Source organism: Pseudomonas sp. p106 (assembly GCF_003936645.1).
Taxonomy (GTDB): Bacteria; Pseudomonadota; Gammaproteobacteria; order Pseudomonadales; family Pseudomonadaceae; genus Aquipseudomonas; species Aquipseudomonas putida_E.
On record NZ_RHQR01000017.1, the window covers coordinates 25,659 to 50,118 of the forward strand.

Genomic DNA, 24,460 nt, shown 5'->3' on the forward strand with positions numbered 1-24,460 from the left:
TCCTCTGTGTTTTTCAGTTGGACAGGTGTGGGCCTCATCGCCGGCTTGCCGGCGATGAGGCCCGAATGGGCTCTATAGTGCCCGAGGATTACGCAGCTGTCAGGCCATCGGACCGCGCGGATAGCGCTTGAGTCTTTCGGCCAGCTCCCGGCCCGGGATCGGCCGGTCGAACAGATACCCCTGGCCCACATCGCAACGGTGCCGGCGCAGGAAGGCCAGCTGCTCGGGCGTCTCGATCCCTTCTGCCACCACCTTGAGCTTGAGGTTGTGGGCCATGGCCACCACCGCCGAGGTGATCTCCATGTCGTCCTGGTTGTCGGGGATTTCGTTGATGAAGCTGCGGTCGATCTTGATGATGTCGATCGGGAATTTCTTCAGGTAGCTCAGCGACGAATAACCGGTGCCGAAGTCATCCATGGCCAGGGTCAGGCCCAATGCCTTCAGTTCGTCGAGCTGACGGTGGGTGTCCTCGGTCGCTTCCAGCAGCAGGCCCTCGGTCAGCTCCAGCTCCAGCAGGTGCGCAGGCAGGGCTTCCTCGTGGAGGATCGAGGCGATCGAAGCCACCAGGTCGGGGTCGGAGAACTGCTTGGGCGACAGGTTGATGGCCACGTGCAGGTTGCCCATGCCGGCCTCGCGCAGTTGCTGGCTCATGCGGCACGACTGGCGCACCACCCACTTGCCGATGGGGATGATCAGGCCGGTTTCTTCGGCCACGCTGATGAACTGGTCCGGGCGGATCATGCCGCGCTCGGGGTGGTTCCAGCGCAGCAGTGCTTCCAGCCCCAGCAGGCGGCCGCTGCGCAGGCACAGCTTGGGCTGGTAGAACACCTCCAGCTCGTTCTGGGTCAAGGCGCGGCGCAGGTTGTTCTCGACGAACAGCTTGTAGCTGGCTTCGGCATTGAGCACTTCGGTGAATACCTGTACCTGGTGCTTGCCGTTGGCCTTGGCCTTGTGCAGGGCCAGGCCGGCATTCTTCATCAGGGTGGTCGGGTCACTGCCGTGCAGCGGCGCACAGGCCAGGCCAACCGAGGCGGTGACGTTGATCAGCTGGTTGTCGACGAACATCGGCTTGTCGAGGGTGCGCAGCAGTTGCTGGGCGACGCCCTGGCCGTCTTCCAGGCTGGTGTCGTCGAGCAGCACGGCGAATTCATTACTGGCAAAGCGGGCCAGCACGCCGCCAACGCTGAGGCTGTTGCGCAGGCGCCGGGCCAGGCTGATCAGCAGCTTGTCACCGGTCTGGTGGCCAAGGCTGTCGTTGATCCGCTTGAAGTTGTCGATGTCCACCAGCAGCAGGCAGATCGGGCTCTGGGCATCGCGGGCGAAGCGCTCGTCAAGGCTGCGGATGAACGCCGGGCGGTTGCCCAGGTTGGTCAGGTTGTCGGTGTAGGCCAGGCGCTCGATGCGTTGCTGGGCCAACTTGGTCTGGGTGACGTCTTCGTAGATGCCGATGTAATGGGTCAGCTCACGGTTGTCGCCATACACCTTGGAAATCGACAGCTGGCCCCAGTAGGGCTCAAGGTTCTTGCGCCGGCTTTTGAATTCGCCCTGCCAGCTGTTGCCCATGGCCAGGCTCGACGGGGTATCGAACAGCAGTTCGCTGAGGTTCTCCAGCGCCGGCAACTCTGCCAGGTGGTGGCCTTGCACCTCATCGGTGCTGTACTGGGTGATCGCGGTGAAGCTGGGGTTGACGTACTCCACCACGCCGTCGCGGTTCACCAGCAGGAAGGCGCTGGCGCTTTGCTCCACCGCACGCTGGAACAGGTGCAGGGCGCTGGCGGCGGTACGCCGGTTATGGTTGGTGATGACCTGGGCGAACTGGTCGGCCAACTCACCGGCAAAGGCGATTTCGTCCGACTGCCAGGCCCGCGGCTGGCCAGTCTGCTCCAGGCACAGCACACCAACCACCTGGCCATCGACGCGGATACTGGCATCGAGCATGGCATTGTTGTCGGCGTACAGGCTCTCGGCCAGTTCACGGGTGCGCGGGTCGTGGTTGGCGTTGTGGGCATCGATGGCGCGGCTGGCGTGCAGGGCGTCGAGGTAATCGGGGAAGCGGCTGGCATCGATCGCTTCGGGCAGGCGATGCACTTGCTCATTGCGCAACCAGGCGCTGATCGGCTCCAGGCGTTGGTCTTCCAGATGCCAGATGCTGGCGCAGTCCACCTTGTAGATCTCGCAGGCGCTGCGGGTAATCAGTTGGGCGGCTTCGAGCAGCGAGTTTTCCGCGCTGTAGCGCTGGCGGGCGAGGCGCAGGATCAGGTCCTGCTGGCTGCGTACGCGCTCAAGGTGTTCCAACTGCTCCTGCTGGGCGCGCTGGTTGAGTTGCAGGGCAAGTTGCAGGCGGCTGTTGCGCGATTCGAGGTCGTCGGCGTCCACTTCGACAGCGTCTTCAGGCTGGTCGTCGAGTACCGTCAGAAAGCCGCGTAACAGCTGGCGATTGTGCTGCTTGTAGGCTTCACCCGCTTCGAGCAGACGCAGCGAGCGCGGCTGGGCGTGCAGGGTGTAGCGCACACGATAGTAGCCGCGAGTGCTCAGTTGCCGCTGGATCTCGTCGTGCAGCCGGTAGCGGGCTTCAGGCTCCATCAGGCTGGCGTACGGCGAATCGATCAGCGCGCACAGCTGGGAGGCCTGCAGGCCGAACTGGCGTTCGCAGGCCGGGTCCAGGTAAAGCATTGCCCAGGTGGCTTCGTTGAGCCTTTCGAAACGCAGCATGCCGAGCCGTGAAGGCACGGGAAGCTGCGTGACGACCTCGGCCGCCACACGGCTGGCGGCATCGGGTTGGCTTTTCATCGAAGACTCGCTTGAAGAGGGTGACGCGGCCTGGGCGGCGGCGCATCTGGCAAGGTTGCATCATGTCCCGGAGGCTGGCAAGCGGCCATGAGGGATGTCATGTATATGTTTTCGGCTGCGGGGCGGGAATCCTTAGGACTGCTGAAAAACGGGGGCCGCTGCAGGCAAAAAAAGCCCCGCCAATTGGCGGGGTTGAGGTACGAGCGTGGCAGCTCGAAAAGGGTACCTGCCCCCTTGAAGGAGGGCAGGCTGGCTGCGTGTTACAGCAGCATGGTGCGGATATCCGCCAGCACGTCGCCCAGGCGCTTGGTGAAGCGCGCGGCGGCTGCGCCGTTGATCACACGGTGATCGTAGGACAGCGACAGCGGCAACATCAGCTTGGGCTGGAAGGCCTTGCCATCCCAGACGGGCTGCATGGTTGCCTTGGACACACCGAGGATCGCCACTTCGGGCGCGTTGACGATCGGCGTGAAGCCGGTACCGCCAATGTGGCCGAGGCTGGAGATGGTGAAGCAGGCGCCCTGCATGTCGTCAGCCGACAGCTTCTTGGTGCGCGCCTTCTCGGCCAGGGCCGCGGCTTCGGCAGCCAGTTGCAGCAGGCTCTTCTGGTCGACGTTCTTGATCACAGGGACCAGCAGGCCGTCCGGGGTGTCCACGGCAAAGCCGATGTGCACGTACTTCTTACGGATCACGGCTTTGCCGCTTGGCGCCAGCGAGCTGTTGAAGTCCGGCAGTTCCTTGAGCAGGAAGGCGCAGGCCTTGAGCAGCAGTGGCAGCACGGTCAGCTTGACGCCAGCCTTCTCGGCCACGGCCTTCTGCGCAACGCGGAAGGCTTCCAGCTCGGTGATGTCGGCGGAGTCGAACTGGGTCACGTGCGGCACGTTCAGCCAGCTGCGGTGCAGGTTGGCGGCACCGACCTGCATCAGGCGGGTCATTGCCACTTCTTCCACTTCACCGAACTTGCTGAAGTCCACCACCGGGATCGGCGGGATGCCGGGGCCGCCGGTCGCGCCAGCAGCTGCCGGTGCGTCCTTGGCCTTCTGCATCACCGACTTGACGTAGACCTGCACGTCTTCTTTCAGGATACGGCCGTGCGGACCGGTCGCGGTGACCGCGCCCAGCTCTACGCCGAACTCGCGGGCCAGCTGGCGAACAGCAGGGCCTGCGTGAACCTTGGCGTTGATGCCGGCAGCCGGTGCGGTAGCGACCGGTGCAGGGGCAGCAGCTGGGGCAGCGGCAGCAGGCGCGGCGGCCGGAGCAGCCTCAGCCTTGGCCGGTGCAGCAGCGGCAGGCGCTGGCGCAGCAGGCGCGGCGGCGCCGGCGACTTCCAGCTTGATGATCAGGTCACCAGTGCCGACTTCGTCGTCCAGCTTGGCGATCACTTCCTTGACCACGCCAGCGGCGGGCGAAGGGATCTCCATGGAGGCCTTGTCAGACTCCAGGGTAATCAGCGACTGGTCGGCTTCGACGGTGTCGCCGACCTTGACCAGTACTTCGATGATCTTGGCCTTGCCCGACGAGCCGATGTCCGGCACGTGGATGTCCTGCACGCTGGCGGCAGCAGGGGCTGCAGCCGGCGCAGGGGCGGCTTCGGCAGCCGGCTTTTCGGCAGCAGCCGCAGCTGCGGCCGGGGCAGGTGCGGCGGCTGGAGCCTCGGGCGCCGCAGCGGCGCCCTCGGCTTCCAGGACCAGCAGCTCGTCGCCTTCTTTCAGGCGATCGCCCAGCTTGACCTTCAGTTCCTTGATGACACCGGCCTTGGGGGCCGGGATTTCCATGGAGGCCTTGTCGGACTCCAGGGTCAGCAGGCTCTGGTCAGCCTCGATACGGTCACCGACCTTGACGAACAGCTCGATGATTTCACCTTCACCGCTGCCGATGTCAGGTACGCGAATGAGTTCGCTCACTTAAAAATACTCCTCAGCAGTCCAGTGGGTTGCGCTTGTCCGGATCGATGCCGAACTTGACGATGGCGTCGGCCACCACCTTCGGTTCGATCTCGCCACGGTCAGCCAAGGCTTCCAGGGCAGCCAGCACCACGAAGTGGCGGTCGACTTCGAAGAAGTGACGCAGCTTCTTGCGGCTGTCGCTGCGACCGTAGCCATCGGTACCCAGGACTTTGAACTCTTTGCTCGGCACCCACTGGCGAATCTGTTCGGCGAACAGCTTCATGTAGTCGGTGGAGGCGATGACCGGGCCTTTGCGACCGGCCAGGCACTCTTCGACGTAAGTCTGCTGAGGCTTCTGGCCAGGCTTGAGGCGGTTGGCGCGTTCCACGGCCAGGCCGTCGCGACGCAGTTCGTTGAAGCTGGTGACGCTCCACACGTCGGCACCGACGTTGAACTCTTCACGCAGGATCTTCGCGGCCTCGCGGACTTCGCGCAGGATGGTGCCGGAGCCCATCAGCTGAACGTGGTGCGCGGCTTCGCGGGTGTCTTCTTCGAGCAGGTACATGCCCTTGATGATGCCTTCCTCGACACCGGCCGGCATGGCTGGCTGCTGGTAGGATTCGTTCATCACGGTGATGTAGTAGAAGATGTCCTGTTGCTCTTCGGTCATCTTCTTCATGCCGTCCTGGATGATCACCGCCAGCTCGTAGCCGTAGGTCGGATCATAGGTGCGGCAGTTCGGGATGGTGCCCGCCATCATGTGGCTGTGACCGTCTTCGTGCTGCAGGCCTTCACCGTTGAGGGTGGTACGGCCGGCGGTACCGCCGATCAGGAAGCCACGGGTGCGGCTGTCGCCAGCGGCCCAGGCCAGGTCGCCGATACGCTGGAAGCCGAACATCGAGTAGAAGATGTAGAACGGCAGCATCGGCTGGTTGTGGCAGCTGTACGAGGTACCGGCAGCGATGAACGACGACATGGCGCCGGCTTCGTTGATGCCTTCCTCGAGGATCTGGCCCTTTTTGTCTTCGCGGTAGAACATCACCTGGTCTTTATCGACTGGCTCGTAGAGCTGGCCGACCGACGAGTAGATACCCAGCTGGCGGAACATGCCTTCCATACCGAAGGTACGGGCTTCGTCCGGGATGATCGGCACGATGCGCTGGCCGATGTCCTTGTCCTTGACCAGCTGCGCGAGGATACGCACGAAGGCCATGGTGGTGGAGATTTCGCGGTCGCCCGAGCCGTCCAGGATCGCTTTCAGCGTTTCCAGAGGCGGGGTCGGCACGCTGAAGCTCTTGGCACGGCGCTGCGGTACGAAGCCACCCAGGGCTGCGCGGCGCTCGGCCAGGTACTTGGCTTCGGCCGAACCTTCTTCGGGCTTGTAGAACGGCAGGCTTTCAAGGTCGGCATCCTTGACCGGGATGTCGAAGCGGTCACGGAAGTGGCGCAGGCTGTCGACGTCGACCTTCTTGGTGTTGTGTGCGGTGTTCTTGGCTTCGCCAGCACCGGTGCCGTAACCCTTGATGGTCTTGGCCAGGATGACAGTCGGTTGCTCTTTGTGGTTGACCGCCTGGTGGTAGGCCGCATAGACCTTGTACGGGTCGTGACCGCCACGGTTGAGCTTCCAGATCTCGTCGTCGGACAGGTCTTCGACCATGGCCTTGAGCTCTGGCGTGTTGAAGAAGTTCTCACGAACGTACGCGCCGTCTTTGGCTTTGTAGTTCTGATACTCGCCGTCGATGACTTCGTCCATGCGGCGCTGCAGGGCACCGTTGGTGTCTTTGGCCAGCAGTGGGTCCCAGAAACGGCCCCAGACGACTTTGTTGACGTTCCAGCCGCCGCCACGGAACACGCCTTCGAGTTCCTGGATGATCTTGCCGTTGCCGCGAACCGGGCCGTCGAGGCGCTGCAGGTTGCAGTTGATGACGAAGATCAGGTTGTCCAGCTTCTCGCGGCCTGCCAGGGCGATGGCACCGAGGGATTCCGGCTCGTCGCACTCGCCGTCGCCCATGAAGCACCAGACTTTCTGCTTGCCGGCCGGAATGAAACCACGGGCTTCCAGGTACTTCATGAAGCGCGCCTGGTAGATCGCCTGGATCGGGCCCAGGCCCATGGAAACGGTCGGGAACTGCCAGAAATCAGGCATCAGCCATGGGTGCGGGTACGAAGACAGGCCTTTGCCGTCCACTTCCTGGCGGAAGTTGTTCATCTGCTCTTCGTTGATGCGGCCTTCCATGAAGGCACGGGCGTAAACGCCTGGCGAAGCGTGGCCCTGGAAGAAGATCAGGTCGCCGCCGTGTTCTTCGGTCGGGGCCTGGAAGAAGTAGTTGAAGCCGATGTCATACAGGGTGGCACTGGAGGCGAAGCTGGAGATGTGGCCGCCCAGGTCCGAATCCTTCAGGTTGGTGCGCATCACCATGGCCAGCGCGTTCCAACGCACCATCGAGCGAATGCGGCGTTCCATGAACAGGTCGCCAGGCATGCGTGCTTCGTGGGTGACAGGGATGGTGTTGCGGTATGGCGTGGTGATCGCGTATGGCAGCTGGGAGCCACTGCGGGTGGCCAGCTCGCCCATGCGGGTCATCAGGTAATGAGCGCGGTCTTCGCCTTCTTTGTCGAGGACCGACTCCAGGGCATCCAGCCATTCCTGGGTTTCGATTGGATCGAGGTCTTGCATGGCTTGCTCCAGGGCGGAAAGGCCACCAGAATCGGGGGCCTGAGTTTGCGACTGGCCTTATGGGCAGACGTCGTGAATTCTTGGATTACCGGAGTGTGACCCGGCGGCGTGTAGTTTTACTACATTTGCTTTCGCATTTCATGCTTTTGCACGGTCGGGGTAGTAGTAAAACTACACAAATGCGACGTTTGGTCGCACCTTGGCTTGTGAGGAAAAACGTTCATGTTGGTTGGCGTTGTGCTGCGAGCGGGTGATTCTTGATGTTTCATGCCAATGATTCGTTTTTTTCAGCTATTTCCAACTTTTGTACGACAGTCCAACCGGGGTCCGGTTTCCTCGTGGCCGCTTTTTACTCTCACTTTCACGCCGATCAAGGATAGACCATGCGCCTGCCTTTGCCGCTCGAACTGCCTGCCTCCCTGCAACCGCTGGTCGCCCGTAATCGGCAGTTTCTGCTCGATGCCCTGAACAGCCACCCGGCGCTCGATCCGACCGCCTGGAGCCCGGCTCACCAGCACCAGTTCGACCAGGTGGCCGCCGCCAGCGACTTCGTGCTCGGCCTGGCCCAGCGTGAGCCGGCGATGCTGTTTGCCCTGCTGGCCAGCGGCGAGATGGACCGCCGGTATGCGCCGGGCGAGCTGCGTGGGCAGATCGCGGCAGCGGCCCAGGCGGCGTCGAGTGAAGAAGAGCTGGCACGCAACCTGCGCCGCGAGCGCAACCGCCAGCAGTTGCGCATCATCTGGCGTGATATCACCCGCCAGGCCGAACTGGGCGAGACCTGTCGCGACCTGTCCGACCTTGCTGACGCGGCGATCGACGAAGCTTATCAATGGCTGTATCCGCGCCACTGCCAGCAGTTCGGTACGCCTATCGGCAACCGCAGCGGTGAACCGCAGCATATGGTGGTGCTGGGCATGGGCAAGCTGGGGGCGGTCGAGCTCAACCTGTCATCGGATATCGACCTGATCTTCGCCTTCCCCGAAGGCGGTGAGACCGAAGGGGTCAAGCGCTCGCTGGACAATCAGGAGTTCTTCACCCGCCTGGGTCAGCGCCTGATCAAGGCGCTCGACCCGGTCACCGTCGATGGCTTCGTGTTCCGCGTCGACATGCGCCTGCGCCCCTACGGCTCGGCCGGTTCGCTGGTGCTCAGCTTCAATGCCCTGGAGCAGTACTACCAAGACCAAGGCCGCGACTGGGAACGCTACGCGATGATCAAGGCGCGGGTGGTGGCCGGCGACCAGGCGGCAGGCGCGCAACTGCAGGAGATGCTGCGCCCGTTCGTGTACCGGCGTTACCTGGATTTCTCGGCGATCGAAGCGCTGCGTACCATGAAGCAGCTGATCCAGCAGGAGGTGCGGCGCAAGGGCATGTCCGAGAACATCAAGCTTGGCGCAGGTGGTATTCGTGAAGTGGAGTTCATCGCCCAGGCCTTCCAGCTGATCCATGGCGGGCGTGACCTGAGCCTGCAGCAGCGGCCATTGCTGAAAGTGCTGGCGACCCTGGAGGGCCAAGGCTACCTGCCGCCGGCGGTGGTGGCGGAGCTGCGTGAAGGCTATGAGTTCCTGCGCTATACCGAGCATGCCATCCAGGCCATTGCCGACCGCCAGACACAGATGCTGCCTGATGACGAGACCGACCGTGAGCGCGTGGCCTATATGCTCGGCTTTAGCGGCTGGCAGAGCTTCCACGACCAGTTGATGCACTGGCGCGGCCGTGTCGATTGGCACTTCCGCCAGGTCATCGCCGACCCGGATGAAGATGAAGGCGAGGGTGACCTGGTGGTTGGCGGCGAGTGGTCGCCCTTGTGGGAGCAGGCGCAGGATGAGGAAGCCGCCGGCCGCCAGCTGGAAGAGGCCGGTTTCAAGCAACCCGCCGAAGCCTTGCGCAGATTGGCGGGGCTGCGTGCCAGCCCCCAGTTGCGCTCGATGCAGCGTATCGGCCGTGAGCGTCTGGATGCCTTCATCCCACGCCTGCTGGCCCAGGCGGTGGAGCATGACAACCCGGACCTGGTGCTGGAACGTGTACTGCCGCTGGTCGAAGCTGTGGCGCGGCGGTCGGCCTACCTGGTGCTGCTGACTGAAAACCCGGGGGCCTTGCGCCGCCTGCTGACCCTGTGTGCCGCCAGCCCGTGGATCGCCGAGCAGATCGCCCGTTACCCATTGCTGCTCGATGAGTTGCTCAATGAAGGCCGCCTGTTCAGCCCGCCGCTGGCGCCGGAGCTGGCCGCCGAGCTGCGCGAGCGGCTGACGCGCATCCCCGAGGACGATCTTGAACAACAGATGGAGGCCTTGCGCCACTTCAAGCTGGCCCACAGCCTGCGCGTGGCAGCCTCCGAAATCAGCGGCAACCTGCCGTTGATGAAAGTCAGCGATTACCTGACCTGGCTGGCCGAAGCCATTCTCGACCAGGTGCTGGCCCTGGCCTGGCGCCAGACCGTGGCGCGCCACGGCCAGCCCAAACGCAGCGACGGCAGCCTGTGCGACCCGGGCTTCATCATCCTCGGCTACGGCAAGGTGGGTGGCCTGGAACTGGGCCACGGCTCGGACCTGGACCTGGTGTTCATCCACGACGGCGACCCGCAGGCGGAAACCGATGGCGCCAAGCCGATCGACAGCGCGCAGTTCTTCACGCGCCTGGGCCAGCGCATCATCCATTTGCTGACCACGCAAACCAACTCCGGCCAGCTGTATGACGTCGACATGCGTTTGCGGCCTTCGGGCGCGGCGGGGCTGCTGGTCAGCTCGCTGGGCGCGTTCGAGCGCTACCAGCAGAACGAAGCCTGGACCTGGGAGCATCAGGCCCTGGTGCGCGCCCGCGTGCTGGTGGGCTGCAAGCAGGTGGCGGCAGCGTTCGAGGGTGTGCGCGCCAAGGTTCTGGGCCAGGCCCGCGACCTGGAAAAGCTGCGCAGCGAGGTCAGCGAAATGCGCGCCAAGATGCGCGACAACCTCGGCACCAAGGCCACCGCCGCGGGCACTGCGGCCAATGCCTTCGATGCAGGCGTGGCGTTCGATATCAAGCAGGATGCCGGCGGTATCGTCGATATCGAATTTATGGTGCAATACGCCGCTTTGGCCTGGTCCCACGACCATCCGGCCATACTGCGCTGGACCGATAACATTCGCATTCTGGAAGAGCTGGAGCAGGCGGGCTTGATGCCGGCCAGCGATGCGGTGTTGTTGCGTGAAGTGTACAAGGCGTTTCGCTCAGCCTCGCACCGCCAGGCCCTGCAGAAGCAGGCCGGGGTGATCGATGCGGCGCAGTTTGCCGATGAGCGCCGCGAGGTGCGGCGGATCTGGGGTGAACTGGGATTGGCATGAGATTGTTGGGGCCGCTTTGCGGCCCTTTCGCGGCGCAAGGCCGCTCCACAGGGGCCTAAAGGCCGATGTTCCACCACCGGTGTTACACTGTCCGCCACATAGCCTGAATATAAAGAGGGGAGGCCAGGCTGTACCGCAGCCTGCAGCCTCCCCGAGTTTTTCTGGACTAAGCATGAGAATACTGATCATTGGCCCCAGCTGGGTCGGCGACATGGTGATGGCGCAAACCTTGTTCCAGTGCCTGAAACAGCAGCATCCCGACTGCGTGATCGATGTGCTGGCACCCGAGTGGAGCCGGCCGATCCTTGAGCGCATGCCCCAAGTGCGTCAGGCCTTGAGCTTCCCGCTCGGCCATGGCGCGCTGGAACTGGCTACGCGCCGGCGCATCGGCAAGTCCCTGGCCGGCCAGTACGACCAGGCGATCCTGCTGCCCAACTCGCTGAAGTCGGCGCTGGTGCCGTTCTTTGCCGGCATTCCCAAACGCACCGGCTGGCGTGGCGAAATGCGCTTCGGCCTGCTCAACGATGTGCGCAAGCTGGACAAGGCGCGTTACCCGCTGATGATCGAGCGCTTCATGGCACTGGCCTATGCGCCGGGTGCCGAGCTGCCGCAGCCTTATCCGCGGCCTGAGCTGCAGATCCAGGCGCCGAGCCGTGAGGCCGCGCTGGCCAAGTTCGGCCTGGAGCTGGACCGCCCGGTGCTTGCGCTGTGCCCAGGTGCCGAGTTCGGTGAAGCCAAGCGCTGGCCGGCAGAGCACTACGCCAGCGTTGCCGACGCCATGATTCGCCAGGGCTGGCAGGTGTGGCTGTTCGGCTCGAAGAACGATCACCCGGTCGGCGAGCAGATCCGCGACCGGCTGATCCCGGGTTTGCGTGAAGAATCTTATAACCTGGCGGGCGAAACCTCGTTGGCCGAGGCGATCGACCTCATGTCCTGTGCCAACGCGGTGGTGTCCAACGACTCCGGGCTGATGCACGTGGCGGCGGCGTTGAACCGCCCGCTGGTTGCCGTCTATGGTTCGACTTCGCCGGGCTTTACCCCGCCGTTGGCCGAGCAGGTCGAGATCGTGCGCACCGGCATCGAGTGCAGCCCATGCTTCGACCGCACCTGCCGATTCGGCCACTACAACTGCCTGCGTCTGCTGGAGCCTGGCAAAGTCATCGCCGCCCTGCACAGCCTGGGTGGGCCGAACCTGATCGATACCGTGGCCGAGGTCGAGTAAGTGCGGGTACTGATCATCAAGACCTCGTCGCTGGGTGATGTGATCCACACTCTGCCGGCGCTCACCGATGCCGCCCATGCGATCCCGGGCATCCGCTTCGACTGGGTGGTGGAAGAAGGCTTCGCCGAGATACCCAGCTGGCACCCGGCGGTCGACCAGGTGATACCGGTGGCCATTCGGCGCTGGCGCAAGAATGTCTGGCAGACCATCAAGAGCGGCGAGTGGAAGGCGTTCAAGCAACGCGTGCGCGAGCGCAAGTACGACCTGGTGATCGATGCCCAGGGGTTGGTCAAGTCGGCCTGGCTGACCCGCTACGTCAAGGCGCCGGTGGCCGGCCTGGACCGTTACTCGGCGCGTGAAGGCTTGGCCAGCCGCTTCTATGACCGGCGCCTTTCGGTCGCCGTCGGCCAGCATGCGGTAGAGCGCGTGCGCCAGCTGTTCGCCATGGCGCTGGCCTATGACCTGCCCGAAGGCATCGGCAACTACGGCCTGGACCTGGACCGCCTGCAACTGCCCCCGGCGGCGCCGTATGTGGTGTTTCTGCACGGCACTACCTGGGCGACCAAGCACTGGCCCGAGGCCTACTGGCGAGAGCTGGCTGAGCGGCTGGGCCGCAGCAGGCTGCAGGTATGCCTGCCATGGGGCAACCAGGCCGAGAAAGACCGCGCCGAGCGTATTGCCCAAGGCTTGAACAACTGCCAGGTGCTCCCCAGATTGAACCTTGCCGGCGTTGCCCGCGTGCTGGCGGCGGCAAAGGCCTGTGTGGCGGTGGACACTGGGCTGGGCCACTTGGCCGCAGCGCTTGATGTGCCGACCATTTCGCTGTTCGGCCCGACCAACCCGGGCCTGACTGGCGCCTATGGCCGTGTGCAGGTCCACCAGGCCAGCGATTTTCCCTGTGCACCGTGCCTGCAGAAAAAGTGCACCTACAAACCGAGCGCCGACGACCTGCGCCGGTTCGATCTCAAACGCGAGTGGCCATTGTGCTTCACTCGCCTGAATCCAGAGCATGTGGCGAGCCGCTTGAGCGCGTTGCTGCTGGCTGAGGATGTCCGTTGATGCAACTGGCTTTCGTGCTTTACAAATATTTCCCCTTCGGCGGGCTGCAGCGCGATTTCATGCGCATTGCCCTGGAATGCCAGAAGCGGGGCCACCAGATCCGTGTCTACACGCTGATCTGGGAAGGCGACATTCCGCCCGGTTTCGAAGTGCTGGTGGCGCCGGTCAAGGCGCTGTTCAATCACCGTCGCAACGAAAAACTCACTGCCTGGATGGAAGCCGATCTGGCCAAGCGCCCGGTAGACCGGTTGATCGGCTTCAACAAGATGCCGGGCCTGGACGTGTATTACGCGGCCGACGCCTGTTTCGAGGACAAGGCCCAGACCTTGCGTGGCGGTCTGTATCGCCGCTGGGGCCGCTACCGGCACTTTGCCGAGTACGAGCGGGCCGTGTTCGCCAAAGATGCACGCACCGAAGTGCTGATGATTTCAGAGGTGCAGCAACCGCTGTTCATCAAGCATTACGGCACCCCCGTTGAACGCTTCCACCTGTTGCCGCCCGGCATTTCCCAGGACCGCCGTGCGCCGGCCAATGCCGCCGAGATCCGCGCGGAGTTTCGCAAGGAGTTCAACCTGGGCGATGATGACCTGCTGCTGGTACAGATCGGCTCGGGCTTCAAGACCAAGGGCGTCGACCGTAGCCTCAAGGCCCTGGCCGCGCTGCTAGCGTCTCTGCGCAAGCGCACCCGGCTGATGGTCATCGGCCAGGACGACCCCAAGGTGTTCCAGCTGCAGAGCGCAGCCTTGGGCCTGGGCGAACAGGTGCAGTTCCTCAAGGGCCGCAGTGATATCCCGCGCTTCCTGTTGGGTGCCGACCTGCTGATCCACCCGGCCTACAACGAGAACACCGGTACGGTGTTGCTCGAGGCGCTGGTGGCTGGCTTGCCGGTGCTGGTTTCCAAAGTTTGCGGCTACGCCCATTACATTGCCGAGGCCGACAGCGGCCTGGTGCTGGACGAGCCGTTCGAGCAGGAACAGCTCAACGGCTACCTGCAGCGCATGCTCGAAGCGCCAGAGGCGCGTGCCGAGTGGTCGCGCAACGGGCTGGCCTTTGCCGAAACCGCCGACCTTTACAGCATGCCGCAGCACGCTGCCGACGTTATTCTGGGGCAGGAGAGCGCATGAAGCTGATCCTGGCCGAACCGTTCAAGCGCCTGTGGGCCGGGCGTGATGCCTTCGATGCCGTGGAAGCCCTGCAAGGCGAGGTGTACCGAGAGCTAGAAGGCCGCCGCACGCTGCGCACCGAGGTCGATGGCGAAGGTTTCTTCGTCAAGATCCACCGTGGCATTGGCTGGGGCGAAATCTTCAAGAACCTGCTCACCGCCAAGCTTCCGGTGCTGGGTGCCGGGCAGGAATGGCGGGCCATCGAGCGCCTGCATGAAGTCGGCGTACCGACCATGACCGCAGTGGCCTATGGCGAGCGTGGCAGCAACCCGGCCACGCAGCACTCGTTCATCGTCACCGAAGAACTGGCGCCGACCATCAGCCTGGAAGACTTCAGCATCGACTGGGTCAAGCAGCCGCCTGAGCCGGCGCTCAAGCGCGCGCTGATCGCCGAAGTGGCGAAGATGACCGGCGGCATGCACCGCGCCGGGGTCAACCACCGTGACTGCTACATCTGCCACTTCCTGCTGCACACCGACCGCCCGGTGACGGCGCAAGACTTCAAATTGTCGGTAATCGACCTGCACCGCGCCCAGACCCGGGCGACAATCAGCCGCCGCTGGCGGGACAAGGACCTGGCCGCGCTGTACTTCTCGGCGCTGGATATCGGCCTGACCCGGCGCGACAAGCTGCGTTTCCTGCGCGGTTACTTCCAGCGCCCGCTGCGTCAGATCCTCAGCGAGGAGGCCGCGCTGCTGGCCTGGCTCGATCGCAAGGCGCAGAAACTCTACGATCGCAAACAACGCTATGGGGACGCACTCTGATGGCGGGCTGGACACTGGCGCCAGGCTACGAACACCTGGCGGCGGACTTCGGCAGCCTTGATGCGGTGTTTGCCCTGCAGGGTGAACGCCTGACCCGTGACCCGCTCAGCGAGGTGGTCCGCGTCGAGCGTGGCGGGGTCAACTATTACGTCAAGCGGTACACCGGTGCCGGCAAGCACATGCGCCGTTACCTGGGCCGGCCGCGCATCAAGGCCGAATGGCAAAACCTCAAGCAGTTCGCCAAATGGGACATCCCGACCGCTGAAGTTGTGGCCTGGGGCCTGGAGCGCAATGGCCTGGCATTTGGCCGCGGCGCGATGATCACCCGCGAGCTACCGCGCACCGAAGACCTGTCGGTGCTGGCTGAGCGCAATGATCCGCGCCTGGCTGATCGTGCCTGGGTCGACCACATCAGCCGACAGCTGGCGCGCCATACCCGGGTCATGCACGAACACCGTTTCGCCCACAACGACCTCAAGTGGCGCAACCTGTTGGTCGATGACCAGGGCACGCTATTCTTCATCGACTGCCCGACCGGTGACTTCTGGCGCGGCTTCATGTGGCGCCACCGGCTGATCAAGGACCTGGCATGCCTGGACAAGGTCGCCAAATACCACCTGACGGCGACCCAGCGCCTGCGCTTCTATTTACAGTACCGCGGGCGCCAGCGCCTGAATGCGCGCGACAAGCGCCGGGTCCGTCAGGTACTGAGCTTCTTCGAGGGAAGGGAATGACCGATTACCTGGCCAGCGCGGACCTCGCGCTGCTCAAACGCCATGGCCTGAATGACTTCGAAGCGCTGTGGGCGCTGCAACTCGATGCCGTGGACGAACCCAATACCGGCCGTGGCGGCTGGAGCAGCGTCTATCGCCTGGAGCTCGAGGGCAAAGGGTATTACCTCAAGCGCCAGAGCGACTACCTGACCCGCACCTTGCATCGCCCATTTGGCGAGCCGACCTTCGCCCGTGAGTTCCGCAACATCAGCCGTTACCAGAAGCTGCATATCCCGGCCCTGCAGGCGGTGTTCTACGGTGAGCGCAAGCACGCAGGCCAGCATCGGGCGATACTGCTGACACGTGCCCTGGATGACTGGAGCGACCTGGAAAGCCTGCTGGGCCAGTGGCCGCAGCTCAGTGACCCTGAGCGCAACGGCATCCTCCAGGCCTGTGGCCAGCTGGCGCGCACCCTGCACTGCGCCGGCCAGGTGCACGGCTGCTTCTACCCCAAGCACATCTTCCTGCGCCAACGCCGCGAGGGCTGGGACGCGCAATTGATCGACCTGGAGAAGACCCGGCCGCTGTTGTTCGGCATGCGTGACCGCCTGAAGGATCTGGAGCCGCTGCTGCGCCGTGCCCGCGCCTGGAACGAGGTGAACGTGCGCGCGCTGCTTGCCACCTATCTTGCCCAGCCGGCCGACAGCGTGCTGGTTGGCACCTGGTTGCAACGCCTGACGCAACGCCGTCGTGAAAAAGAGGCCCGCTGATGCGTTTGTCTGAATTGAAAGATGCCGGGCGCAGCCCTTTACTGCCGCTCTCGGTCAGCTTGGCCGACGCCGCTGGCGACGCCGAACTGCAGTTGCTCAGCCTGCTGCGCGTATTGCCGGGCCAGCGCTATGTCGGTGCCGGTGTATGGCGAGGTACGCCGGTGTTGGCCAAGTTGCTGGTAGGCGGCAATGCTGCGCGCCATTTTCAGCGTGAGCTGGAGGGTGTGAAGTTGCTGGCCGAACAGGGCCTGACAACGCCAAAGCTGCTTGCCGACGGGCTCAAGGAAGGTGAGGGTGGCTGGCTGCTGTTCGAGTTCCTCGACGGCGCCGAAAGCCTGGCCGATGCCTGGGACAAGGTGGCGAACCTGCCGGTGCTGGCCGACGAACAGCACCTGGTGCTGGGCGAAGCCCTGACCGCAGTGGCGCAGATGCACGCCAAGGGCCTCTGGCAGGAAGATTTGCACCTGGACAACCTGTTGCGCCACGGCGGCAAGCTGTACCTGATCGATGGCGCCGGCATCAAGGCCGAAACGCCGGGCCAGCAACTGTCGCGCCCGCGTGTGCTGGAAAACCTCGGGGTGTTCTTCGCTCAGTTGCCCAAGCGCCTGGAGCCATTCATCGAAGAGCTGCTGGTGCATTACCTGTTGGCCAATGCCGAGCACGGGTTGCCGATGGAAGCGTTGCAGAAACAGGTGGACAAGGTGCGCACCTGGCGCCTCAAGGATTACCTGGAGAAGGCCGGCCGCGAGTGCACGCTGTTCAGCGTCGAGCGCAGCCTTTCGGGCTTGCGGGCGATTCGCCGTGGCGAAGTCCAGGCCATGCTGCCGGTACTGGAACAGGCCGATACGCTGATCGACCAGGGCCACCTGTACAAGACAGGGGGCGCGGCCAGCGTGGCGCGTGTCGAGGTGGGTGGGCGCTCACTGGTACTCAAGCGCTACAACATCAAGAACACCGCGCACTGGTTCAAGCGGTTCTGGCGCCCGAGCCGGGCCTGGCACTCCTGGATTGAAGGCCACCGCCTGGAGTTCCTGGGCATCGCCACGCCGCGCCCGTTGGCGGTGCTGGAGCAGCGCGTCATGGGCCTGCGCAGCCGGGCGTACCTGGTCACTGAACATGTCGATGGCCCGGACCTGACCGCGTGCTTCGCGCCTTATGTGGAAAGCGGCGAGGTGCCTGAAGAGCAAGTCGATGCCTTGGTGGAGCTGATGCAGCAACTGATCCGCGAGCGTATCAGCCATGGCGACTTCAAGGGCCACAACCTGTTCTGGCACGACGGCCAATGGTCATTGATCGACCTCGACGCCATGTGCCAGCACGCCACCGGGCTCAGCTTTGCCCCGGCCTACGCCCGTGATCGGGCGCGGCTGCTGCGCAACTGGCCGAGCAGCAGTGCCTTGCATCAGCGGCTCGACCGGTTGTTGCCACGGCTCGGCGAGTAGTCATCCGGCAGCGCCAGCCAATCGCTGCTGCGCCCTGCCTGGCGCACGCGGATGCGCCACTGCCGGTCTTGCCAGCGCAGGATCGCCCACGGCACCACGCCGGCTTCCCGGGCGTGCGGAATCAACAGGTGGTAGCGCCCGGCGAGCAGGTGCGCGCGAACTGGCAGTTGCCCGGCAGGGGTTTGCAGATAAAGCTGGTCGTCTGCCCGACACAGCCCTGCCAGCGTGTCCACCACCTCACCCGCCAACGGCGGCTGCAGGCGGCAGCTGGCCAACAACTGCGGCAGATCGGGCAAGCCGTCGTACCACAGCACCGGTGAGTCGATGACCCAGTTGCCATTGGCCAGGCGTTTGACCGGCTGCTGCAGGTAAGCGTCCGGTTGGGTCGGGTCGATGACCCGCCAACGGTGGCCGTCGAATGCGACCTTGTAATACCGGCCGTGGGCGTCCTGGATGAAATACTGAGTCAGCCCTTCGAACGTTGATGCTTTCTCGAACACGCCTTCGCCGTGTACACCGTCAATGGCGTAGCGCAGGTGTTCTAGCGCAGGCGTGATGCTGTAGCGCGAGGGCAGTGGCAACGGTGGTTGCGTTGGCATGCCACGCATTATCCGGCGCATCAGGCCGGTGCTGACGACGCTGGTACCGGCGTCGTTGGCATAGCTCAGGGCGTTGTAGGTATGGGTCAGCACGCCGTTGATATCATCCTCGCTGAAGGCTTCCAGACCATCCCAGGTTTCGATCACCATGCGTCCCAGGGCCAGGGGAACCTGTACAGGGGCAGGCAGCCCCAGGCTGATCAGGTCGAGCAGGCGCCATACCAGATCGATGCCCTGCTGAAGATCTGCCTCCCCGGTGGTGCGGCTCTGGGCATCGACCACTGCCAACCAGCCTCGCACCTCTGCCATGTAGTAGGCGAAGAACAGCTCTTCCTCAATTGCCGGGGTGCGCAGTGCGGGGCCGAGCCGGCCCTTGCTGAGTAGTTTATCGATGCGTACAGGTGCCAGCAGGGGCAGGCGGCTCGCCACGTAGGCGCGCAGGGCGGGTTGTTTGCGCAGCAACCGCATCAGTTCGCGGGCATTGCTCAGCCCGCGCCAGGCGCGGCGGTCGGGTGCGTCCGGTGTGTACAGGATGAAAGCGCCTGTGCCGGAGCCTTCGGCATTGATCAGCAGAACGCCTTGCAGGGTATGGCCATGGATTGTCAATTGGCGCACGGTGATGCGCTGGTTGTCCACCGGCGGGCGGAGCGCGTTGTGCGGGTAGTCCAGTACCTGCCGTACCCAACGGTAGCCTTGTTCACCCAAGGCGCGAAGGTGCCCGGCATAACGCGCCTTGGCTGCCTCGGCGCGCATGCGGGCTCGGTTGATCAGGGCATGGGCATTGAGCCTCCAGCCCCCGACCGGGGAGTCGATCAACTGGGTTTTCAGGTAGGCATGATAGCTGCCGCCGACATTCAGGTGCCTGATCATCGCTTTGATGTAGGCCGGGTTCAGCGTTTCGGGTAATGGCTTGTCGTGACCGTGTGTTACACGGGCGGTGAGCCAATAGTCGTAGTCGAACCAGTTCAGGTTGCGCAATGCCAGCTCGTGCAGCGGGTAGCTCTCCCGGGTCAGCTCGACCAACTGCCCACCGACGCGCTCGAAACCTCGCCAGGTGACGTAGCTCGATGGGTTGAAGGGGTTCAGCTGCGGACCTGCCTGACGGCTGTGCACCACATGTACCATGATGTCGGCGGCTGCGTAGCGCAGGCCATGATCGTGGCGCAGGCGTTCCTCTACGCGCGCGCGGGCCCAGCCCTGCAAGCTGCGCTGCTCGCAAAACTGCGCCAGGGTGAGGATGCCTGGCGCGGCGATGCGATTGCCGGCGGCGACCAGTTGTTGCATGGTCTGCATGATGTGCGTAAGCGCCTGGGGCCCTGCCGTGCTCAACCAGTTGGGCAGGTTTTTTTCCAGCAGCAGGCCGTAGCGCGTTTCGAGCAACGCTTGCTTGCCGACTTCGGCCGCCAGTGACAGGGCCCTGCGCAGCGTCTCGGCGGCGGGTGCCAGGGCGCCATGGGCAGATGTCCAAGCGTGGTTGACACGCAGGCGCTGCGCTTCGATCAGGGTGTCGACCTGGGCTTGCACCGGGTCATCGGCATACCATTCGTAGCGCAGGCGGTCGGCCTTGGCGGCGTTCTCTATACGCTCCCCATCGACCAGCAGGCGTAGCAGTGGCGGGCCCTGCAGTGGGTCGTCGAGGCGCTCGCACAGCTCAAGGTGCAAGTCGGCCAGCGAGGCGTAGGCCTCGATGCCTTGGGTCAGGCCGCACAGCAACGCCGGCCCGCGGGCATGCTCCGGGGTGAGTTCGGCAGCCTCGTCGTTACCGGTGATGACCACGAACATGCCTGGCAGCACCGCTCGGCTGTGGGGCTGGCTACGGCTGAGGACCAGGCGGTACACCTGGGCACGTGTGGCCATCGCTTGGGGCCGGCGTTGCCAGGCGTTGGGCAGGTCCAGGCACAGGCTCAGGGCATCGGCCTCGGCGGAGGGCAAGGTCCGGTCGCCCTGGCGCAGGGTCAACTCGGCATGCATCAGGGCGCGGCGCAGATCGCACAGGCGGACCCTGCGCGAGCGGCCCTGGGGGTCGCAGGCTGCCCAGTATTCAGCCAGTTCGCCTTGTAGCTGCTGACGGGTGAGTCCCGGCCGGTCGGGGCTTGGCAATTGTGCCAGCAGGGCGATGATCTGTTGGTCGACGAATTCGATACGTTCCAGCGGTAGCATGTTGCGCTCCTTCGGTCAGGGAGGCGCAACGGTAGGGCCCAGGGCAAGGACCGAAGCGGTAGCCGGTTATCGCCGGCACAACCCGCGCAGGCTGAGGATGACGGGCACGCCCAGGCCCAGCCAGGCCAGGGCATCCCACGCACCGTCACCCAGCAAGGCGGCAAACAGGCCGGCGGCACCGAGCAGGCCGATGGCGGCCGGCCAGGTAAAGATGCGCAGGGTCGGTTGCGATTTGTGGCTCATGCCCGCGCCTCCCGGGGTTTGCGCTGTTTGCCCCACCATAGGTAAAGGCCGCTGCCGAGCACGATGATGGTCAACACATCGAGCACTGCCCAGAGGATCTGCATCGGGCGCCCGCCGTAATCGCCAAAGTGCAGTGGCTGCGAGAGGCCCATGGCGTCCATGTACCAGGGGCGTTCGCCCACTGCCGTCACCTGCAGGCTGCGCGCATCGATCAGCACGGGCGTGAGCAGGTGCGATGTCAGGTGGGTGGCGCCTTTCATGAACACGGCGTAGTGGTGCTCGCTGGAGAACCGCGTGCCGGGGAAGGCGATGAAGTCCGGGCGCATGCCGGGTGCGGCCTGCTCGGCGATGTCCAGCAGGCGGCTGGCCGGTGCACGCTCGGTGAGTGGCGGGGCGTCACGGTAGGGCGCGACCATTGCGGCCAGGCTGTCGTTGCGCCAGGCGGCGATGACCAGGTCGGACAGGGCGCTGATGACCCCGGTTACACCGACGGTCAGCGCCCAGGCCAGTGTCACCACCCCGATCAGGTTGTGCAGGTCGAGCCAGCGCAGGCGGCGGGATTTTTCGTGGCGCACCGTGGCGAATTGCAGGCGGCGCATGAACGGTGCGTAGAGCACTGTGCCGGAGATGATCGCGACAACGAACAGCACACCCATGAACGCCAGCAGCAGCTTGCCGGGCAGCCCGGCGAACATGTCGACGTGCAGGCGCAGCATGATCATCATGAAACCGCCGTTGGCGGCCGGCATGGCGACGGCTTCGCCGGTGCGGGCGTCGAGCATGAAGGTGTGTGACGAATTGGGTTCGGTGCCGGCAGTGGCAGCGGTGATCGCCACCACGCCGTTGCGTTCGTCTTCGTCATAGCCGAAGTACTGCATCACCTCGCCGGGACGATGCTGCTCGGCCTTGAGCACCAGCTGTTGCAGGTCCAGGTGCGGGGTGCCTGCAGGCATCTCGCGCAGCTTTGGTGCGTCGCCGAGCAGGTGTTCGATTTCGTGGTGGAAGATCAGCGGCAGGCCGGTGAGGGCCAGCAACAGCAGGAACAGGGTGCAGACCAGGCTGCTCCAGGTGTGAATCACGGACCAGCGGCGGATGGTTTGGCTTTTCATCACGGTACCGAATGTGCCTGATGGAACCTGGGGCCGCACAGCGGCCCCGATTCGCTCAGAACTTATAATTGACGCTGGCCACTACGTTGCGTTCGTCGCCGTAGTAGCAGTAGTAACCGTCACAAGTCGACAGGTAATCCTTGTTGAACAGGTTCTTCGCATCTACGGCAACGGTCACGCCCTTGAGGGTTGGGTTCAGGCGGCCCAAGTCGTAATGCACCGAGGCATCGTAGACGGTGTATGAGCCCACATGGCCCCAGTCGGTATTGGTGGTGTTGCCATAGGTGTCACCCACATAGCGCACACCGACGCCCACGCCAAAGCCATCGAGCGCACCTTCGTGCCAGGTGTAGTCGGCCCAGGCAGTGGCCTGGTTACGAGGGACCTGGGCCATGCGCTTGCCCTTCTCACCGTCGTTGCCTTTGGTGATCTCGCTGTCGTTATAGGTGTAGGAACCGATCAATTTCAGGTTCTTGGTTACATCCGATGTGGCTTCAAGCTCCAGGCCTTTGACGCGAACTTCACCTACTTGGCGAGTCACACCGCCCTCGGTTACCGACATGTTTTCTTGGGTCAGGTCGAATACCGCTGCGCTAAGCAGTGTCTTGCTGCCAGGGGGCTGGTACTTGATGCCCAGTTCGTACTGTTTGCCTTCGGTAGGTTTAAAAGCATCGGTGCTGTTCACTGCGGCACCGGTTGCGGCCTGGAACGACTCGGCATACGAGAAGTACGGGGTAATGCCGTTGTCGAAAACGTAGCTCAGTGCTGCGTTACCGCTGAATTTCTTGTCACGCTGGGTATTGGTGGCGTCGCCCTGGTTGTGGAAGGTGGTGCCGGTGTGTACCCAGTCTTCACGGCCGCCCAAGGTCAGGCGCCAGTTGTTCAGGGCCATCTGATCCTGGACATACAGACCGGTCTGCTGGGTTTTCTGATCGTAGTCATACATGTCGAAGTACTGGACGTTCGAGAAATCCTGGCCGTAGATCGGGTTGTGGATATTGCTTGGCGGCACGCCGGCCGAACCCCAGCGCCAGCGGGCATTGCTGTCCGAACGTTGGTGATCGAGCCCCAGCAGCAGGGTATGGGCGACCATGCCAGTCTGGAAGTCCGCTTGGAAGTTGTTATCCACCGCGAACTGGGAGATATCTTCCTCGACGATGCCGGCGGTGCGTTGCACCGTGCCATCGGCGCTGACTGCTTCGTCCGGGCCTGCCGGCCAGATCGAACCGCCGGCGGTGATGCCCTTGAAGTCCAGCTCGTTGCGCGCGTAACGCAGGTTCTGGCGGAACTGCCATGTGTCGTTCAGGCGGGTCTCGAACGCGTAGCCCAAATGATAGTAAGTGCGGTCGTAGGATTCCCAGTCCGGGTCACCCAGGTTCTTGTGGTGGGAGATCTTGCCTGCAGGACTGTCCAGTTTGGTGCCCTGCAAGGGAAGGAACTGGCCGGTGATACCGGTATCGTCGCGGGTGTACTGGGTAATGAACGTCAGTTTGGTGTCGTCATTGATGTTCCAGGTCAAGCTGGGTGCGATGTTGTAGCGCTTGTCCGGAATATGATCGATCGGTGTGCCACTGTCGCGCACGGTACCGCTCACACGGTAGAGAAACCGTCCCGCGTCATCGATCTTGCCAGTGCTGTCGAAGTTGATCTGTTTGTGGTTGTTGCTGCCAACCTGGGCTTCAACTTCGTGGCTGCTTTCAAAATCCGGGCGGCGGCTGGTCATGTCCAGCAAGCCGCCGGGAGGGGTCTGGCCGTAAACGGAAGAGGCCGGGCCACGCAGTACCGCGATGCGCTCCAGGTTCCAGGGCTCTATTTTCGGCGACGCATAGTTACCCTTTGGCAATGGCAGACCGTCAAGAAACTGGGTGGGCACGAAGCCGCGCACCAACAGCCAGTCGCTGCGCGAGTCGGAGCCGTAGCCGCTGCTCTGTACGCCAGCGGTGTAGCGCAAGGCGTCGTTGAGATTGAGGACCGGGCGGTCTTCCATCTGCTGGCGGGTGATCACCGTCACCGAGCGTGGTAGTTCGGCAATGGCTGTGTCTGTCTTGGTGCCAGCGGCGGTGCGTGTTGCCGTGTAGCCCTCAACCGGGCCCCAGGCGCTTTCGTACGATGCATTGGCATTGATCGCGGTCTCGGGCAACGCCAGAGTGCCATCAGGAACAGCCACCAGGCTGTAGCTGCCGACAGTGCTCTGCTGCAGCTGCAGGCCGGTACCGAGCAGGGCGGCCTGCAGGGCGCCGAGGCCGTCGTACTGGCCGTTGACCGGCGCCGAGTTTCGGCCGCTGACCAATGCCGGGTCGATGGCCAGGGTGATGCCCGACTGGCTGGCGATCTGGTTCAGGGTGGTGGCCAGCGGGGCGCTGGGCAGGTCGTAGGCGCGCTGTGCGGACTGCTCGGCGGCGAACAGGGCAGGGCTGGCCAACGGGGCAGCCAGGGCGATGGCCAAGGCCATCAGGCTGGGGCGCAGGATACGATCAACGGCACGGGACATGCAGCGGTTCCTCGACGGATAAGTGCTAATTGCTTCCTTGCCGAGCGAGATTTCA

At 63.9% G+C, this 24,460-nt stretch carries 15 protein-coding genes; 8 read left to right on the plus strand and 7 right to left on the minus strand.

Annotated features, from left to right (window positions below; all coding sequences use genetic code 11):
- Nucleotides 1–99 precede the first annotated feature (99 nt).
- From EGJ09_RS19815 to aceE, 3 genes are all read right to left on the minus strand, one after another.
- Nucleotides 100–2,790 carry a bifunctional diguanylate cyclase/phosphodiesterase gene (locus tag EGJ09_RS19815; protein WP_119687898.1) on the minus strand — a complete coding sequence of 897 codons (2,691 nt, stop codon included), beginning with the start codon at nt 2,788–2,790 and terminating at the stop codon, nt 100–102.
- A 260-nt stretch (nt 2,791–3,050) separates the two neighbouring features.
- Entirely contained in the window at nt 3,051–4,694 is a 1,644-nt protein-coding gene (gene aceF / locus EGJ09_RS19820) for a dihydrolipoyllysine-residue acetyltransferase (RefSeq protein ID WP_125924602.1), read from the minus strand.
- Nucleotides 4,695–4,707: 13 nt separating this feature from the next.
- Nucleotides 4,708–7,353: a pyruvate dehydrogenase (acetyl-transferring), homodimeric type gene (gene aceE / locus EGJ09_RS19825; protein ID WP_012316622.1), complete on the minus strand. Its 2,646-nt coding sequence runs from the start codon at nt 7,351–7,353 to the stop codon at nt 4,708–4,710.
- Between the two features lie 383 nt (nt 7,354–7,736).
- Here aceE and glnE point away from each other — a divergent pair, with 383 nt between their 5' ends.
- The 8 genes from glnE (at nt 7,737) to EGJ09_RS19865 (ending at nt 17,803) form a co-directional block, all read left to right on the plus strand.
- On the plus strand, nt 7,737–10,670 hold the full coding sequence (gene glnE / locus EGJ09_RS19830; protein WP_125924603.1) for a bifunctional [glutamate--ammonia ligase]-adenylyl-L-tyrosine phosphorylase/[glutamate--ammonia-ligase] adenylyltransferase: 2,934 nt from the start codon (nt 7,737–7,739) through the stop codon (nt 10,668–10,670).
- Nucleotides 10,671–10,842: 172 nt separating this feature from the next.
- Nucleotides 10,843–11,892, plus strand: coding sequence for a lipopolysaccharide heptosyltransferase II (waaF, locus tag EGJ09_RS19835; protein WP_046787528.1), 1,050 nt, complete (start codon nt 10,843–10,845; stop codon nt 11,890–11,892).
- On the plus strand, nt 11,893–12,951 hold the full coding sequence (gene waaC, locus EGJ09_RS19840) for a lipopolysaccharide heptosyltransferase I (protein ID WP_119687894.1): 1,059 nt from the start codon (nt 11,893–11,895) through the stop codon (nt 12,949–12,951).
- Nucleotides 12,951–14,075, plus strand: coding sequence for a glycosyltransferase family 4 protein (locus EGJ09_RS19845; RefSeq protein ID WP_125924604.1), 1,125 nt, complete (start codon nt 12,951–12,953; stop codon nt 14,073–14,075). The genes waaC and EGJ09_RS19845 overlap by 1 nt, the downstream gene beginning before the upstream one ends.
- Entirely contained in the window at nt 14,072–14,878 is an 807-nt protein-coding gene (gene rfaP, locus EGJ09_RS19850; protein ID WP_115273067.1) for a lipopolysaccharide core heptose(I) kinase RfaP, read from the plus strand. Before EGJ09_RS19845 ends, rfaP begins: the two co-directional genes overlap by 4 nt.
- Entirely contained in the window at nt 14,878–15,612 is a 735-nt protein-coding gene (locus EGJ09_RS19855) for a lipopolysaccharide kinase InaA family protein (RefSeq protein WP_046787532.1), read from the plus strand. The genes rfaP and EGJ09_RS19855 overlap by 1 nt, the downstream gene beginning before the upstream one ends.
- Nucleotides 15,609–16,361, plus strand: coding sequence for a lipopolysaccharide kinase InaA family protein (locus EGJ09_RS19860; RefSeq protein WP_125924605.1), 753 nt, complete (start codon nt 15,609–15,611; stop codon nt 16,359–16,361). The genes EGJ09_RS19855 and EGJ09_RS19860 overlap by 4 nt, the downstream gene beginning before the upstream one ends.
- Nucleotides 16,361–17,803 (plus strand): lipopolysaccharide kinase InaA family protein, encoded by a 1,443-nt coding sequence (locus tag EGJ09_RS19865; protein ID WP_125924606.1) that lies wholly within the window; start codon nt 16,361–16,363, stop codon nt 17,801–17,803. The genes EGJ09_RS19860 and EGJ09_RS19865 overlap by 1 nt, the downstream gene beginning before the upstream one ends.
- Here the strand turns inward: EGJ09_RS19865 and EGJ09_RS19870 are convergent.
- From EGJ09_RS19870 to EGJ09_RS19880, 4 genes are all read right to left on the minus strand, one after another.
- On the minus strand, nt 17,764–20,562 hold the full coding sequence (locus EGJ09_RS19870) for a dermonecrotic toxin domain-containing protein (protein WP_125924607.1): 2,799 nt from the start codon (nt 20,560–20,562) through the stop codon (nt 17,764–17,766). The genes EGJ09_RS19865 and EGJ09_RS19870 overlap by 40 nt on opposite strands.
- A 66-nt stretch (nt 20,563–20,628) precedes the next feature.
- The gene (locus EGJ09_RS26595) at nt 20,629–20,805 is read right to left on the minus strand and encodes a hypothetical protein (protein ID WP_174141951.1); all 177 of its coding nucleotides are present in this window, start codon (nt 20,803–20,805) and stop codon (nt 20,629–20,631) included.
- Nucleotides 20,802–21,914 (minus strand): PepSY domain-containing protein, encoded by a 1,113-nt coding sequence (locus tag EGJ09_RS19875; RefSeq protein WP_125924608.1) that lies wholly within the window; start codon nt 21,912–21,914, stop codon nt 20,802–20,804. Before EGJ09_RS19875 ends, EGJ09_RS26595 begins: the two co-directional genes overlap by 4 nt.
- A gap of 55 nt (nt 21,915–21,969) precedes the next feature.
- Entirely contained in the window at nt 21,970–24,405 is a 2,436-nt protein-coding gene (locus EGJ09_RS19880; RefSeq protein ID WP_125924609.1) for a TonB-dependent siderophore receptor, read from the minus strand.
- Nucleotides 24,406–24,460: the final 55 nt, after the last annotated feature.